Origin of the sequence: Galbibacter marinus (assembly GCF_000300875.1) — a bacterium.
Classification (GTDB): domain Bacteria; phylum Bacteroidota; class Bacteroidia; order Flavobacteriales; family Flavobacteriaceae; genus Galbibacter; species Galbibacter marinus.
Genome location: NZ_AMSG01000039.1, coordinates 1 through 16,082 on the forward strand (window position 1 = coordinate 1; position 16,082 = coordinate 16,082).

Annotated in this window: 12 protein-coding genes and 1 tRNA gene; 3 read left to right on the forward strand and 10 right to left on the reverse strand. The window is 36.5% G+C overall.

Annotation, left to right across the window (positions count from 1 at the left end; all coding sequences use genetic code 11):
- Positions 1-125: 125 nt before the first annotated feature.
- The 3 genes from I215_RS14910 to I215_RS14920 form a co-directional block, all read right to left on the reverse strand.
- A complete protein-coding gene (locus I215_RS14910) occupies positions 126-1,706 on the reverse strand; it encodes a peptide MFS transporter (RefSeq protein WP_008992823.1) in 1,581 nt (526 codons plus the stop codon).
- Between the two features lie 86 nt (positions 1,707-1,792).
- A complete protein-coding gene (locus tag I215_RS14915; RefSeq protein WP_008992824.1) occupies positions 1,793-3,190 on the reverse strand; it encodes a peptide MFS transporter in 1,398 nt (465 codons plus the stop codon).
- Between the two features lie 20 nt (positions 3,191-3,210).
- Positions 3,211-5,415 (reverse strand): S9 family peptidase, encoded by a 2,205-nt coding sequence (locus I215_RS14920; RefSeq protein WP_008992825.1) that lies wholly within the window; start codon positions 5,413-5,415, stop codon positions 3,211-3,213.
- A 211-nt stretch (positions 5,416-5,626) separates the two neighbouring features.
- Here I215_RS14920 and I215_RS14925 point away from each other — a divergent pair, with 211 nt between their 5' ends.
- Both I215_RS14925 and I215_RS14930 read left to right on the forward strand, forming a co-directional pair.
- Complete coding sequence (locus I215_RS14925; RefSeq protein WP_008992826.1) at positions 5,627-6,967, forward strand: hydroxymethylglutaryl-CoA reductase, degradative; 1,341 nt, start codon at positions 5,627-5,629, stop codon at positions 6,965-6,967.
- Positions 6,948-7,880: a GYDIA family GHMP kinase gene (locus tag I215_RS14930; RefSeq protein ID WP_008992827.1), complete on the forward strand. Its 933-nt coding sequence runs from the start codon at positions 6,948-6,950 to the stop codon at positions 7,878-7,880. The genes I215_RS14925 and I215_RS14930 overlap by 20 nt, the downstream gene beginning before the upstream one ends.
- Before the next feature lie 129 nt (positions 7,881-8,009).
- On the opposite strand, the gene I215_RS14935 is transcribed toward I215_RS14930, so the two are convergent.
- From I215_RS14935 to I215_RS14965, 7 genes are all read right to left on the reverse strand, one after another.
- Positions 8,010-10,115 carry a peptidylprolyl isomerase gene (locus I215_RS14935; RefSeq protein WP_040460604.1) on the reverse strand — a complete coding sequence of 702 codons (2,106 nt, stop codon included), beginning with the start codon at positions 10,113-10,115 and terminating at the stop codon, positions 8,010-8,012.
- A gap of 93 nt (positions 10,116-10,208) precedes the next feature.
- Positions 10,209-11,483 (reverse strand): hemolysin family protein, encoded by a 1,275-nt coding sequence (locus I215_RS14940; protein WP_008992829.1) that lies wholly within the window; start codon positions 11,481-11,483, stop codon positions 10,209-10,211.
- Between the two features lie 6 nt (positions 11,484-11,489).
- Positions 11,490-11,678 carry a hypothetical protein gene (locus I215_RS14945; RefSeq protein WP_040460606.1) on the reverse strand — a complete coding sequence of 63 codons (189 nt, stop codon included), beginning with the start codon at positions 11,676-11,678 and terminating at the stop codon, positions 11,490-11,492.
- Positions 11,679-11,813: 135 nt separating this feature from the next.
- Complete coding sequence (gene lptC, locus I215_RS14950; RefSeq protein WP_040460607.1) at positions 11,814-12,380, reverse strand: LPS export ABC transporter periplasmic protein LptC; 567 nt, start codon at positions 12,378-12,380, stop codon at positions 11,814-11,816.
- A complete protein-coding gene (locus tag I215_RS14955; RefSeq protein ID WP_008992831.1) occupies positions 12,380-13,747 on the reverse strand; it encodes a tetratricopeptide repeat protein in 1,368 nt (455 codons plus the stop codon). Before I215_RS14955 ends, lptC begins: the two co-directional genes overlap by 1 nt.
- 34 nt (positions 13,748-13,781) lie before the next feature.
- The gene (locus I215_RS14960) at positions 13,782-15,050 is read right to left on the reverse strand and encodes a hypothetical protein (protein WP_008992832.1); all 1,269 of its coding nucleotides are present in this window, start codon (positions 15,048-15,050) and stop codon (positions 13,782-13,784) included.
- A complete protein-coding gene (locus tag I215_RS14965; RefSeq protein ID WP_008992833.1) occupies positions 15,050-15,778 on the reverse strand; it encodes a type III pantothenate kinase in 729 nt (242 codons plus the stop codon). Before I215_RS14965 ends, I215_RS14960 begins: the two co-directional genes overlap by 1 nt.
- Positions 15,779-15,879: 101 nt before the next feature.
- On the opposite strand from I215_RS14965, the gene I215_RS14970 reads away from it, so the two are divergent.
- Positions 15,880-15,955, forward strand: a tRNA-Phe gene (locus I215_RS14970).
- The last annotated feature ends 127 nt before the right edge of the window (positions 15,956-16,082 follow it).

Sequence of the window (16,082 nt, forward strand, 5' to 3'; positions counted from 1 at the left end):
CTCGTTACAAGCGAAAATAAATTGAAAAAAGTATATTACAAGCCGCTTCCCCTTAAAAAAAACACCCTCTGAACTTTTACAAGCAGAGGGTGATTAATATGATTAAAACCTTTATATATCCTTTTCTAATGAATACCATTCATCCATTTACGCAATGTAGGTACCATAACAAGTAGAAGAACTGCTGCTCCTAACACCACTAGAACACCCCAAACTAAATAAGTTTGTGTATAGGCCGTTAAGGTATCTGCTGCAGAGGCACCCTCCGCTGGACTATCAGATGCCGTAAGGGTACCGATAAAACCAGCCATTTTGTTTCCAACGGCAATGGATAAAAACCAAGCACCCATAACAAAACCTACAATTTTCCCTGGTGACAGCTTGGTTACCATGGATAGACCTACTGGAGATAATGACAATTCACCCGTAGTATGGAAGAAATACATCAGAGCCAAGAACACTATGGAAACCAGTCCTTGGTCATCGACAAAGTATTTAGCACCTATAACAATAACAGCATAACCCATGGCAAGCTGCACTAACCCTAATACAAACTTCATGGGTGTACTAGGTTCTTTACCTGCCTTATTTAACCGTATCCATATAAAGGAGAACAACGGGGCAAGCAACATTATATATAAAGAATTGAAACTTTGAAAAATCGATGAAGGCAATTCAGATCCTAACACAGTACGATCAATGTTCTTTTCAGTAAAAATGGTAATAGAACCACCCGCTTGTTCAAATAAAGCCCAGAAGACTGCATGGAAGAAAAACAATACAATCACAACCAAGATCCTCTGCCCTTCTGCCTTATCATCACTTCGCAATGCCTGAACAATTAAATACCCAATAATACCTATAGAGATAATTAAAAGCAGGGTCGACATGAGGTCTGACAAATTGAGCATTAAAGCACATATTGGAACTGCTACCAAGGACAATATCATTATAACCCAACTTGGTTTGGCACCAAAGATTTTCCTTTGACCACTAACAACTTCTTTAGGAGCATATCCTTTATCTCCAAATACACTAGCAAAGGCCCAAAAGACAATTAATCCGATTAACATTCCGATACCAGCTAAGCCAAACCCATAATGCCAGTTGATGTTCTCTCCGACATAACCGCAGGTAAGCATCGCTAAGAAAGCACCGATATTAACTCCCATATAGAAAATGGAGAATGCACCGTCTTTGCGAGGATCATCCGTTTCGTAGAACTTCCCTAGGAAAGAACTAATATTAGGTTTAAAGAAACCATTACCAACTATAATTAGTCCTAAAGCACCGAAGAACATAGGCATATTTCCTTCCATGCCATCGATTCCTTGTATGCCTAAAGCAAAATGACCAAGCATCATTAAAAGTCCACCCCATAAGATGGTTTTTCTAAAACCAAGAAATCTATCAGCAACAAGCCCTCCAATTACAGGGAAAAGATAAACCATCGCAGTATAAGATCCGTATATGGCATATGATTTCACCTCGGCCGCACTTGCTGCTAAATCAATAAACATTACTTTGGTCATATAAAGTACCAGTAAAGCACGCATCCCATAGTAGGAGAAACGTTCCCACATTTCAGCAAAAAATAAAATAAATAGCGCTTTAGGATGAGTTTTTCTATTGGTGTAAATAATAAAGGGAACCCATAAAAGTACAAACACCCACCCTATTGTTAAGATCCACAGAGTTAAATCCATAATTTTAAAATTTAATTAAAACAAGAATCAGTATTTAATGAGCTAAGCTCTTATCTTTTTATATAAATGATATACGTAGTTAAATCTTAACTTCTATTAGTTGAAGGTTCCAATGGTTCAGCATCTAAACCACCTACATTTCCTTCGTCATCTTCAGCTCCATGGGTTAGTCTTTTTAGTGGTTTTAATAATAAGATCACTAAAAGCCCAATAAGAGACCAAATGATGGCGATACCCGTAAAGATTTCAAACTCTCCAAGATTCTGAGCACTTTGTCCAATCAGACCAGCAATTTTATTACCAAGACCTGTGGCTGCCCAATAGAGCCCCATTATAATGGATGCATACTTTAGCGGTGCTAATTTTGTAATAAAGGATAAGGAGACAGGAGAAGAACAAAGTTCTCCTATAGTATGGAATAAATAAGCCAAGATCAACCAATACATAGCTGAAGATCCAGTTGATTCCGCTTCAGTTGCTGCAATACTCATAAATCCAAACCCTAATGCCATAATGATAGTACCTACTGCAATCTTAAACAAGGATGATGCTTCATTACCTTTTTTACGCCAACGGAGCCAAAATGCACCAACAGCTGTAGCCAGTATAATTATAAAGAAGGAATTCACTGATTGGAATACTGAAGCAGGAACTGTAAATAAACCAAAGAAGTCCCGATCGGTTTTCTGTTTAGCATAGAGGTTCATAAGTCCACCTGCTTGTTCAAAGGCCGCCCAAAACAAAATGATCAACAAAAAGGAAATAAACAACACCTTGACTCTGTCTTTTTCAATTCGGGTTAATGGACGATTGAGTATTTCTCTATCCTTTTCATTGTTTTTTGAGATGAGATTCCCCACATCTTTCAGATATTTTTGACCCCAGATGTAAACAATCTGTCCGACAAACATTCCAATAGCTGCAAGACCGAATCCGTAATGCCAATTGATTTTCTCGCCAATATACCCACATATGATTGGGGCCAAAAACCCTCCAATGTTGATACCCATGTAGAAAATATAGAATCCTATATCTCTACGCTCATCCTTTGGTTTGTATAATCCACCTACCATAGAAGAGATGTTTGGTTTTAATCCCCCTACTCCTAATATGATAAATAAACAACCAATGTAAAATGAGACTTCTGAGTTAAGTGCCAATACAGTATGCCCTAAACACAGGAGTAACCCTCCAAGCATTACTGTTTTCTTTTGTCCCAAAAATCGATCGGCAATCCATCCTCCTGGTATGGAAGACACATATACTAACATGGTATACCAGCCATAAAGTGCTAAAGCATCATCATTTGTCCAACCAAACCCTGCATTATCTGAAGTGGTTTCAGCTACTAAAAAAAGTGTGAATAGTGCACGCATTCCATAGTAGGAAAAACGCTCCCATAATTCGGTAAAGAAAAGAATGTACAATCCCTTGGGGTGACCAAAGAGTTCTTCTTTTTCAGGTTTATCTGCAATTGCTGCCATTAAACTAGAGTTTTTAAGTATTAGTTATTGTTTGTGGTAGGTTGGCTATGATTTGCTTTATCCCCTAAATTTTCATAAATAAAGTTAGTCATTTTTGTATAAAGCTGTAAACGGGTGTTTCCGCCGTAAATTCCGTGATTTTTATCTGGGTAAATCGCCCAATCAAATTGCTTATTTGCATCGATAAGTGCCGATGCCATACGCATTGCATTTTGTACATGAACATTATCATCTGCCGTACCGTGAACTAATAAATAATCCCCTTTAAGAAGTTCAGGGTAATTAAGCGGAGAGTTGTCATCATACCCACTAGCATTCTCCTGTGGAGTACGCATATAACGCTCTGTATAAACGGTATCGTAAAAACGCCAGCTAGTAACTGGTGCTACAGCAATAGCTAAGCTAAATACATCGTTTCCTTTTAATATACAATTGGTACTCATAAAGCCACCGTAGCTCCATCCCCAAATACCGATTCTATCTTGGTCTATAAATGATAGATCTCCTAGCTGCTTAGCTGCAGTGATTTGATCCTCAACTTCGTACTTTCCTAATTCCTTATAGGTTACCTTTTTAAATTCAGCTCCCTTAAGGCCAGTACCTCGACCATCAACACAGACAACAACATATCCTTTTTGTGCTAACATTTGGTACCAGTAATCGTTGGTTCCCATCCAAGTATTCGATACTGATTGGGATCCTGGACCAGAATATTGGGACATAAAAAGTGGATACTCCTTATTAGGGTCGAAATCAGCAGGTTTAATCATCCACATATTAAGGGAGTTTCCATTAACCTGGATAGTTGAGAATTCTTTTGGTGATAATTGATAATTCGCTAACTTTTTCAACAGATCGTCATTGTTGACGATTTCTTTAATAAGTTTTCCGTTCTTACTGTTGTTCAGCGTATATTTTGGCGGAGTAGTTGCACTAGAGAATGCATTGATAAAGTAACTAAAGTCGGCGCTGAAAGTGGCGCGGTTTGTACCACGCTCATTTGAAAGATGAGTTTTACCTTTTCCGTTTAATTTAATGGAATACACATCACGATTAATGCTACCGTTTTCAACTGATTGATAAAAAACTCTGTTAGTTTTCTTATCATATCCGTAGTAATTAGTTACCTCCCATGGTCCGCTAGTAATTTGATTAACTAATTTACCACTTTTATTGTAGTGGTAGATGTGGTTATAACCATCCTTCTCACTAGTCCAAATAAAACTATTATCTGTTAGAAATGTTAGGTTGTCTGTGATATCAACATAAGCATCGTCCGTTTCATTTAATACCATTTCAGTTTGACCGTCGATATTGTGGAAATACAGTTTTAAATCGTTCTGATGACGATTAATCACCTGTATACTTAAAACATCTTGATCCTCTGTCCAGTCAATTCTAGGAATGTAATAAGCATCCCCTAAATCAACGGTCTTTGTAGTTGAGCTCTTTAGATTGTAGGTGTGTAAACTTACCTTAGAATTTTCCTCTCCTGCTTTAGGATACTTAAACACATGTTGTGTAGGATAAAGGGTTTCACCATAGACATCCATAGAAAACTCAGGCACATTAGTTTCATCAAATCTAATATATGCAAGGTACTCCCCTGATTTGTTCCAATCAAAAGCTCTAACAAATGCAAACTCTTCTTCATATACCCAGTCGGTCACACCATTTATAATCTTATTCTTTTCCCCATCGGTGGTAACCTGTGTTATTTCACCACTTTGAAGGTCTTTGATATAGATGTTGTTTTCAAAAACATACGCCACCTTTGACGCATCCGGAGAAAATGTAGGTTCTTGAATTTTGTTATTAGAAATCAAATCCAATTTTTTAGATTTGATATCATACGTATAATATATTCCTAATGTTGATCTTCTAAATATTGATTCTACATCAGTTGCTAAAATAAGTTTGGACTCATCTTCACTGAAAGTGTAAGAAGAAAAATAGTTGATTGCATCCAAATCAGCGGATGAAACAATGGTTTCAACTTTTTCCAAAGTTTCGTAATCATATTTATCTACTGAAGCACTTTTTGTGGCCCTATCGTAGTTTAAAACAGTGTACTGTTGTCCGTTGCGCATAGAGTGCAAGACATCCATTGTTTGGGTTCGGAATGCACCTCCCCAAATCTCCTCTAATGTAAGTTGTTGATTTTGAGCTGTAACAAAGTTAAACAGTCCAACAAATAGTAGGATTAGCGTAAATTTTCTTCTCATTAAATTGTTATGTATGAATTAAAAAGCCGTCAAGTTTACTAATTATTTCACAAATAGTGTAATATTTTTAGTTAAACCTTCCCTTTAACTAGACCAGATTGTACCAAGTAAAGCTATTATTTAATGCTGCTTTAGAAAGGTTGAGCCCAAATAGCCCTAGGCCTAAAAGTGATAATCCTTATCTTTGCCTTTTAATATAGCATAGAAGTACATGGCAACATCGGTGAACGGATTTTCTAAACTCACGAAGGAGCAAAAGATAGCTTGGCTCGCATCGCATCATTTTAAAGACCAACAGGCAGGTATTGAAATCCTCAAACAATATTGGAATAGTGATTCTAAACTTCAACGTTTACACGATGAATTTATAGAGAACACCGTATCGAATTTCTATCTACCCTTGGGTATCGCTCCTAATTTTCTAATTAACGGAAAATACCATACTATCCCCATGGCTATTGAGGAGAGTTCTGTGGTTGCTGCCGCTGGAAATGCTGCAAAATACTGGCAAAAACGTGGAGGATTTAAAGCGGAGGTACTTGGCACAGAAAAAATAGGGCAGGTACATTTAATATACCCAGGAAGGACGGATAAATTAAACGCCTTTTTTAAAATGGTAGAACCAAAATTAAATGAAGCTACCTTACAGATTACCGAGAACATGCGTAAACGCAAAGGCGGGATCACTTCCATTACCTTAAGAGATAAAACAGTTGATCTTCAACATTATTATCAGTTGCATTGTACTTTTCAGACCCAGGATGCCATGGGAGCAAATTTCATCAATTCCTGTCTTGAAACTATTGCTAAAACTTTCGAGTCAGAGCTCAAGAATTCCGATTTGTTTGACCCACAGGAAAAAGAAGTGCAAATAGTGATGAGTATCCTATCCAATTATGTACCTAACTGTAGAGTTCGAGCATCTGTAAGTTGTAAAATAAAGGATCTCGATGCAGATAAGAATATGGATCCACTGGATTTTGCTCAAAAATTTATTCGTGCTGTTGAAATTGCCAATATAGAACCACACAGAGCCGTGACCCATAATAAAGGAATTATGAACGGAATCGATGCTGTAGTGTTGGCTACAGGTAATGATTTTCGTGCTATAGAAGCCGCAGCACATGCCTATGCCGCAAAAGATGGAAGTTATAAAAGTTTATCCAAAGCTAGTATCAAGGATGATGTATTTACATTTAGTTTAGAAATACCGTTAGCCTTGGGAACCGTTGGTGGGTTGACAAATCTACACCCGCTAGTGAAACTGTCGTTAGAAATTTTGGACAATCCTAACGCACAAGAGTTAATGCAGATTGTCGCTACTGCGGGACTGGCACAAAACTTTGCCGCCATTCGCTCCTTAACCACTGAGGGTATACAAAAAGGACACATGAAAATGCATTTACTCAATATTTTGAACCATTTAGGGGCAACTCAAGAGCAAAAAGCATATTTCACTACCTACTTTAAAAATAAAACGATTTCTCATAAAGAGGTTATAGCTGAATTTAATGCATTAAAAGAGAAAGAAGATGCACAAGTACCGAAGTAATGGTAAGGTTTTAATTACAGCAGAATATGCGGTACTTGATGGCGGGTTGGCTTTGGCATTACCATCAAAATACGGACAAAGTTTATCAGTCGGTAAGGGCGATACTGGCCAGATTTATTGGACAGCTTACAGATCAACTGGAGAACTTTGGTTTAAGGCGATACTAGATATTACAAATCCAGTACAAATAACTCCAATACCCATTGATAATTCACTAGATAAGGAGTTCGAAAAAGCGAAAACACTGTCTAAAATTCTGGTGGAAGCTCAAAAATTAAACCCTTTTTTTATAAACCCTAAGGATGGTTATAGCGTAGAAACACGATTGGACTTTCCCACCAACTGGGGCCTTGGCAGTTCCTCTACCCTTATTACAAACATCGCTTCTTGGGCTGGGGTCGATCCCTATGTATTGTTGTGGAATGGTTTTTCAGGGAGTGGATATGATATTGCCTGTGCTCAAAACGATAAACCGCTAACATACCAACTCCAAGCAAACCAGCCAATTATTGACTTAATAGAGTTTAATCCCACCTTCAAGGATTGTTTATTTTTTGTGCATCTAAACCAGAAACAAAATAGCAGAGAAGGCATCAAACGTTACAAGACCTTAAAAGACAAAGAAAGCAGGCTTATTAAACAAATAAGTCAATTAACGGTTGAATTTATCCAAGCATCATCCTTACAGCAATTCGAGAACTTGATCCAGGTCCATGAGCGTTACATCGCTTCTGCAATACATTTAACCCCGGTAAAGGAAAAACTATTCAGTGATTATAAAGGAGCCATTAAGAGCCTTGGTGCATGGGGTGGTGATTTTATACTAGTAACTGGTAGCAAAGGGTACGTACAAAATTACTTCCAAGTAAAAGGATACCCTACTATTATTCCTTACCCAGATATGGTCTATTAACACCCCTTAGAAGTAGTATTATATATAGCTCAACTATGTATATCCTACCATAAATTTAAGGCAATAAAAAAACACTCCGAAGAGTGTTTTTTTATAAAGATAATTGAGTTAGCTTAGAGAAATATGATCTTAATATATTTCAGATCTATAATCCTCAATATCTGCCATTTCTTCCAAGGCACTATAAGCCGCAAAAGTAGATCTATTTCTATTCAATGTTTTTTCTGTATTGGCATAAGTTGCATAATTATCCAAAGAAGGTGCAATTGCTTTTTTGCTAACACTTAACTTATACACCCCGTTTTCTCCTTCGATTAAATTAGACTCCTCACCTTGAGATAGTCCCATAGCAACACCAACTACTTTAGGTTCTCTACCAGCTCCTAAGATGCTAGGATTCTTCATAGTTAGTTCAGAAGCTCCTTTTACACTAACATTGTTGCTACTAGCAAGTTCTTCTAAAGATTTCCCACTGTTTTGCTCCTTAATTAATGCTGCTTTCTTTTGTTTTCTTAAGATAGGTAAAACGCTAGCGGAGGCATCTTTTGCCGTTGCCAATCCTTTACTTCGTTTTCCTGTTAATTGAACCACAACGTATCCGCTAGTGGTACCAAAACGCTTCACTGCACCAACCTCTGTATTAGGATTATATGCCCACTGAACAATAGTACGTTGATTTCCTAATCCAGGGATGTTTTCATCCAAAGCGCTTAATTTGTTTACAGGTCTTACCATGTAATCTCCTTCTTTGGCAACTTCTTGAAAATCTCCTTCCATAGAAGTCATTTCAAAAGTTGTGGTTTGGTTAAACAAATCACTAATTGTCTTCTCTGATGGCTCAAGCTCTCTTGCGATAGTTGCTAATTGAACTACGTCATATTTATCCTCTACTTTGATAATATGAAATCCGAAATCAGTTTCAACAAGTCCGATAGATCCTATTTTATTATCAAAAATGTAGTCGTTAAATTCAGGAACCATTTGTCCTTCAGGAATATTATCATAAGTACCTCCTCGAGTAGCCGAACCAGGATCTTCTGAATATTCAAGTGCTAAGGCAGCAAACGCAGAAGGATCTGCTTTCACTTGACCTAACAAGTCTTCTGCAAGGGTTTCAGCCTCTTCTTTAGTTCTTGGTTCCTTAGGTTGGGCACCAGTCCCATCGTAAGAAATTAGGATATGGCTAGCTTTCACAGAACCACCTTCTTTCTTAGCAACCATACGAGACAATTTGTAAAACGCACCATCTTTATATGGTCCAAATACTTCTCCTACACTTAAATTGTATAGCGTATCAGCATAGGCAGTTGGAAGCTGTGCTTTAGTTACAAATGTAGTATCGTATTTTACATCAGAATTTCTGTTAACAAAATCAGCGATATCATTAGTGGTTCTAAAACCAGCGATGGTATCATTTGCTTTAGTTGATTGGTTGTACTCAACACTCTGATCTAGTAGTTTATTAAGCTCAGATTTAACCTCTTCTATATCAGCATCAGAAGCTTTTTCCTCAAAAAATACATATCGAATATCTCTAGAGCTTTCTTGAGTGAATTCTTTTTCGTGCTTTTTAATATAAGCTTCAACTTCTTTGGTTGTTACCGATACAGCGCTATCAGGAATTGTGTTATATGGTATTTGAACATATCTAATATCCACCTTGTCATTTTCTAAATGATAGGCAAGTTCTCCTTCTTTCAAAGTAGCTCCTACTCCAGCTTTAATCAAATTGAAGTAAGACTGTTCTTTGGAGGCGTTAATTAAAACATCTTCTTGCATTTTCCACTGCTCATATCCCATTGGGTTGTTTGCTTTCATGTCAGCAATAAATTCGATGAATTTACCCTCATCAAATACACCTGCCTCATTTTGGAAATTTGGATTGGAAGATATTCCTGGATTCGCTCTAACCACATTAAGGATTTGATCTTTTTCGATATTAATCCCCAATTCGTCAAATTGTTGTTCTAAAACAATGTTTCTGACTTCTTGGTTCCAAACCTGGTTCACCACTTGAAGTGTAGTAGCGTTTGCACCATATCTTCTTGACATGTTTTCAACCTTGAATGCAAAATCTTGTCGCGATATGCTTTCTCCATTAATCTCCCCTACAGTTGTTTTTCCTGTCCCTCCGTTATTTGTAAAAACTCCAGAGATCACAAATGCAAACAAAGCCATACCGATGACCAAGATCAAAAATATCGACCGACTCCTTATTTTTTCTAGAACTGCCATTTATTAATTATGTTTATTGTATAATTTCACAGGGGGCGAAAATACCACTTTTTTGGAATAATAAAAACCCGTAGTTGTAATTATTGTTGAATTTTACTCTTGATCAAGTACTTTGAGATGGATTATTTCGATTTTAGTTGTACTTACTTCAATTATAGTGTATTGAAATCCGTCGAATTGTACTACAGCTCCTTTCTCTGGGATTTCTTCCAGTTGGCTAACTATCATTCCACCAAGAGTCTCGTAATGTTCCGACTCAGGAAGTCCAAGCCTGTAGGTTTCGTTAATATAGTCCACTTCTAAACGTGCTGAAAATCGATATTCTTCCTCAGATAGTTTCTCTTCAAGTAACTCAACGGTATCGTGTTCATCTTCAATCTCACCAAAGAGTTCTTCTACAATATCCTCTACGGTCATAATCCCTGAAGTTCCACCATACTCATCAAGTACTACAGCGATACTTTTATGTTTTTTTGTTAGCACCTCTAACACATCACTAATTAGCATGGTCTCTGGAACAAATTCCACGGGCATCATTATATTTTTAATCCCCTTTGGCTTTTTAAATAGATCAAAAGAATGCACATAACCGACAATATCGTCTATGGTGTCCTTATAGACTAATATTTTCGAATATCCAGTGCTTGTAAAAAGCTTACTTAAACCTTTAGGTGACTCGTGAAGTTCCACAGCTGTTATTTCCGTACGTGGTACCATTACTTCTCTTGCCTTTACTTCAGAGAATTCCAGAGCATTTTGAAAAAGTTGTATTTCAGAGTCAAGTTCTTGATCCTGATCAACGGCATCCATTTGTTCAGATATATAATCCCCTAATTCTACCTTAGAGAATGCATATTGTAATTCACCATTATTAATTTTAAAAAATACCCTTGATATGATTTTGGAAATCCAAGTTATAAAAGAGGTGATGTAATTAAGTAAGATATAACAAATGTACACTGGCACTGCAAACACCTTTAGAAGGGTATTGGAGTAGATTTGAAAGATAATCTTAGGCAATAGTTTAGCTAAAAATACCGCAATTAAACCGCTACAAGCTGCTATTAAAAATAAGTTTTCAATCGGAAGCTCTGAGAAATGATTGAATTGAGGATAAAAATAACTTGTAATTAAGTTAGCAGAAAAGATCGCATATACAACTAATGAGAGGTAATACCCTACTAGCATAGTCGCGATAAACTTAGAAGGTTTTTGAGTGAGTCTAGTGAGTACAGTAGCCATCAGGCCACCTTGTTTTTTCTCTATCTCAACATGGATCTTATTAGCAGCGAGATACGCTGCCTCCATACCTAAAAAGAAAGCGCATGACAACAGCGATATTACTATGACCCCAATGGTGAAAGACATTAATTACTATTTAGATCTATTGCCAAACTTTTTACGGTAGTACCTTCTAAAGAAGAACATTCCAATAGAAACTACTGCAAACAATATCATAATATAGGATCTGCTACGATCTATTGGCCACATTCTAACAGCCTCAATTGTTGCTAAAATTGCAATTACCAAATATGCTATTTCAAAAATCTTAAAATATCTCATATACTTGAATTAATAGCCAAAAATACATAAAATTTCCGCTGTATATTAGACAAATCTTAGAATTATCTATAGCAGATTCCTTTAAATATCTTGAACAATTTAGAAAGTGAAAAATAAGAAAATAAGAATTTGAGACTATTCCTCTTTAGTCTCTTCAAATAAAGCGTCTCCAGTGTTACCGTGGGAATTAACCACGCTAAAATCTCTGTTGAAATCTATTCCAACGCCTTTTATATTTAGGTCCTCACTTATAAAAGAATAGTTTCCTTCAGTAAACACCCAACTATTTTGTTGATCCCAGTACAACTGATCAGAGTGTAGTTCTCTGCCATCATGAGTTTGAAGGATTACATTGCCCTGCATATCGATGAGCTCTGTATCGAGATAAATTATACCGTAATCAGCCTCTATGGAACTTTTCTGATTGTCCTGGTCATAGAAATCCACATGAAAGCCATCTGGGAATTCTCTATATGGGAATTGCTGGTTGCTAAAATCTTTGTAAAGGGGTCCGCTCACTACCGCTACCAGCTTAGTAGAGTCGGTGTACTTCAGCACATAATTCTCAGCTATCCCTATTGGGTTTTTATTAATAGCATTGATTTTTTGAACCTCTTTAAGATTCCCTTTACATGAAAAAAACATTGTCACAGTAAAAACCGTGACAATGTTCAATATTATATATTTACTAAGCCTGATCATTAAAGGCTTGGAACTTTAATGCTTCCTCCAACCCAGCAGTTGAATTCGATGGTTTTGCCAGCCATTCCTGAACTAAAGACATCAGATTTACTTGGAGCTCTTCCTTCATAACTAGCGGCAGCTGAAGCTGCTCTGCTTTTAAGGGAAGGATCAACTTGTCCAGCTCTCCTAGCTGTTTGAGCTGCTTTCCAATAAATTGCTCTTTTTTCGAATGCTGTACTTCCACACTCATTAGCACTATTAGCATACAAGTTTGCAAGAATTAAATAAGGTGTTCCACCAGCTGGATTCAATTGTAATGCTTCATTAGCATATTGTCTAGCAGAAGACTTACGACCTCTTTGAGATGCTTTATTAGCGAGATTTGTTAGCTTCTGTGCCTTTTTGACTGGATCAGTTTCTAAATCAACTGATTGTTTATAAAAATCAAAAGCTTTTGTACTGTTTCCTTGCTCGTCATATAACGATCCAAGGTAGTATTTGGAACTTGCAGAAGGCTCAATTTCATCTAGAGCTTCAACTAACTTCACAAATAATGGATCACCTGCACACCCTTTAGAATCCATTCTACCTGCAGCACTTTTTAACCAATCAGCATCACCTTTACGAGCTTCGAAATTCTTTTGATATAGTGGAATTAGGTTAGTACAATCTGCTAACTTCCCTAATTTCGCATCAATACTTCCACTAATTTTCTCGTAGTTCTCACCGTTTTGTCTAACTGCAGCAAGAGTTTTCTCTTCTTTACTAGTAAGAGTACCAGCTTCTTCTTTTTCAATATACTTGACAATGGTTTCACCAATTTCTTGGTTTTCCTCAGCAATTTTACCAGTTACATCATCGTAGGTATCAAATACCTCTTGCAATTCTTTTTTACCAGCATCGTGTAAATCTACCAATTTAGAGAAGTACAAATAAAGTGCCTTAGGGTTTTTAAACTCTTCTGGATTGTTCTTAAATGCTTGATCTAATACTTGGTAAATCTCCTCATCAGTACCTAATTTATAATCATTAAGCAATAATGCTTTGTCGATCAAACTTCCAGTTTCATTGTAACGATCTGGGAAGTTTTTAAATGATGTCTCGTATAATTCGGTTAACATCTTAACATATTCTGCTTTATTAGCAGGATCACTGTCAATTTTGTGTTTTAAAATACGCTCTCCATAGTGATACGTTGCCCAATGTAATGTTGGACAATTATCATACACCATCTTCCAAGGCTCATATGCCGCATCATAATTTTTAACTTTTGCATGTTCTGCAAAAATAGAAAGGTTCTGAGGGCATTCTGGATTTTGGGCACTAACTACACTAAATAAAGCTGCTCCCAAAACGCAAAACAATATAGAAACGTTCTTTTTCATTTATTTAATATTATAGGTTTACGTGTTATTTTTATTATCTAATTAAGTTCTTTTGGAACCACTGATCATTTAAAGACAAACTAATGAAAACATTTAAATAATTTTCTTCGATTCTCCCAAGATAAGTACTTCCTCTTTTTCCAAATTCAACACCAACATTTAGGTTTGAAAAGTTCCTTACTGGTAATCCTAAACCAAAAGACATGCCAAAGTCGTGAACGGGAACATTATTTACCATAAGACCTGTTCTTGAATTATGCATCCCAACTCTATAGGTGACTCGCTTCCAATAACTTGTAAAGGAGTCATAGTCAGGCACCCAGAATCCTCCAACAGAGAATCGCTCTCCATCTTCATAAGATCCGTTTGCTGTTGAAATAAAATCATTTTTAAATTCACTAGTCTTGCTAATTTCATAATCAGCCCCGACAAACCATGTATACTTTTTACCAATTCCAAGACCAAAACTATACGATTCAGGTAAATGTAGATAGGTTGAATTCAATCCATTACCTCTTAAATCAATTTCTTCAGTATAACTTGGGGTATCACTTCCCGAAGCATTTCTTGATACCGCCGAGATACTTCTCGAGTTACTTGAAGTGATCTTATTTGCGGGTGTATACACAATTGCGGATTGCAAATTAAGATTTTTTCGTAATTCAGCTTCGTAATGTAACGAAAATTTAAAATCAAATCCACTATATTCTGAGGTATTCTCCACTAAAGAACCGTATTGAACTTGATCTAAGTAACTGATAGTCTTATTGGTAATGGTTCCGAAGTTGAAGTTCGCCAAAGCACCAATACTGAAATTATTTAGGAACTCGTATCCTAATGCAAAGTGGGCTTTGTTGATTCCACCTTCTCCTTCATACTTGTTATACTCTGAAAGTTCACCTGCGTCATCCAATCCTTCAATTCGATAGCCAACAGAAGTGTAGGGTCTTAATCCAAAGCTCATTCCTAAATTATTACCCAGTGGAATACCTAGGGCAATATAATCGAATGTAAAATCTGAAGCTGTTTCTTTCTGGTCAGCTGTTTTTAAACTCACAGAATTGTAATTACCTCCAACTCCAAAAGTAGTTAAACGTAATTTTCCAAGTGAAGCAGGATTATTTAAATTTAGGTGAATACTATCGGCGTAAACACTAATTCCTCCCATGGAGCGATTTTCAGCCGTTCCTTTGAATCGTAAATCCCCTGTTCCGTAGTATGAATAAGGAGAGACACTACCCTCTTGTGCAAAACTGTAACTAAAAATAAAGAGTACAGTGACAAATATTATCTTTCTAATCATTAGTGTTTGTTGAGTTCTAAAATGCAATTCACCCCCTTAAGGAGAAAATTAGGATGGGCAAATATGCTACTTTTTAATCTTTTAGACAAAAAATGACTATCTCCTCCTGTTAAAATAACTGTTAAATCTTTGAATTTTTTTTGATATTGGCTAATTACAGCATCAATTTCCTGTACCGAACCATTTATTGCACCAGATATCATACACTCTTGTGTATTAGTGCCAATGAAGTCCTTTAGTTCAAATGAATCCACTAGTGGTAAGCCCTCAGTAAAGGCATGCATTGCTTTAAACCGCATTTTGAGCCCTGGGGCTATCGCACCTCCCTTATAATGACCTTCTTGATTTATAAAATCATATGTAATACAACTTCCAGCGTCAATAACTAAGCAATTTTGTTTTGGATATTTAGTGGAAGCAGAAGCAATCAGAGCAATACGATCCACACCTAAAGTATCAGGTGATCCATAATCATTTTTAAATGGCAACTTCAGTGACCTAGTCAACATCATAACAGGGGCATATTTTTTAAGTGATTCTATAGCCGAAACTGGCAAATTACCCACCGATGAAACCATAATTTGGTCTATGGTATCATCTTTTTTAAATTTTTTTTTCACATGATTCAACAATGCATCAACCTGCATGGTCTCCACACTCACAAGCTCATCTTGCTTAAAAACAGCTACTTTGACTTGAGAATTCCCAACATCAATTATTAAATTCATATAAATCTATTAAAGTGGCTAATTTACAAAACGCTTTTTTTTCACAAATGTTTTGGTAATATTAAAATTGAATTTATATTTGCACCCGCAATCAAGCGACTGGTGCCTTAGCTCAGTTGGTAGAGCAAAGGACTGAAAATCCTTGTGTCCCTGGTTCGATTCCTGGAGGCACCACCATAAAAATCCGTAAACACCTGAAAACAAAGGTTTTACGGATTTTTTATTTCGGATGGTGGCAAATAAGAAAAATTATGCTAGATCTTGGATCATTCCGGATCAAGAACAATTTCTGGGTTTTTACTAT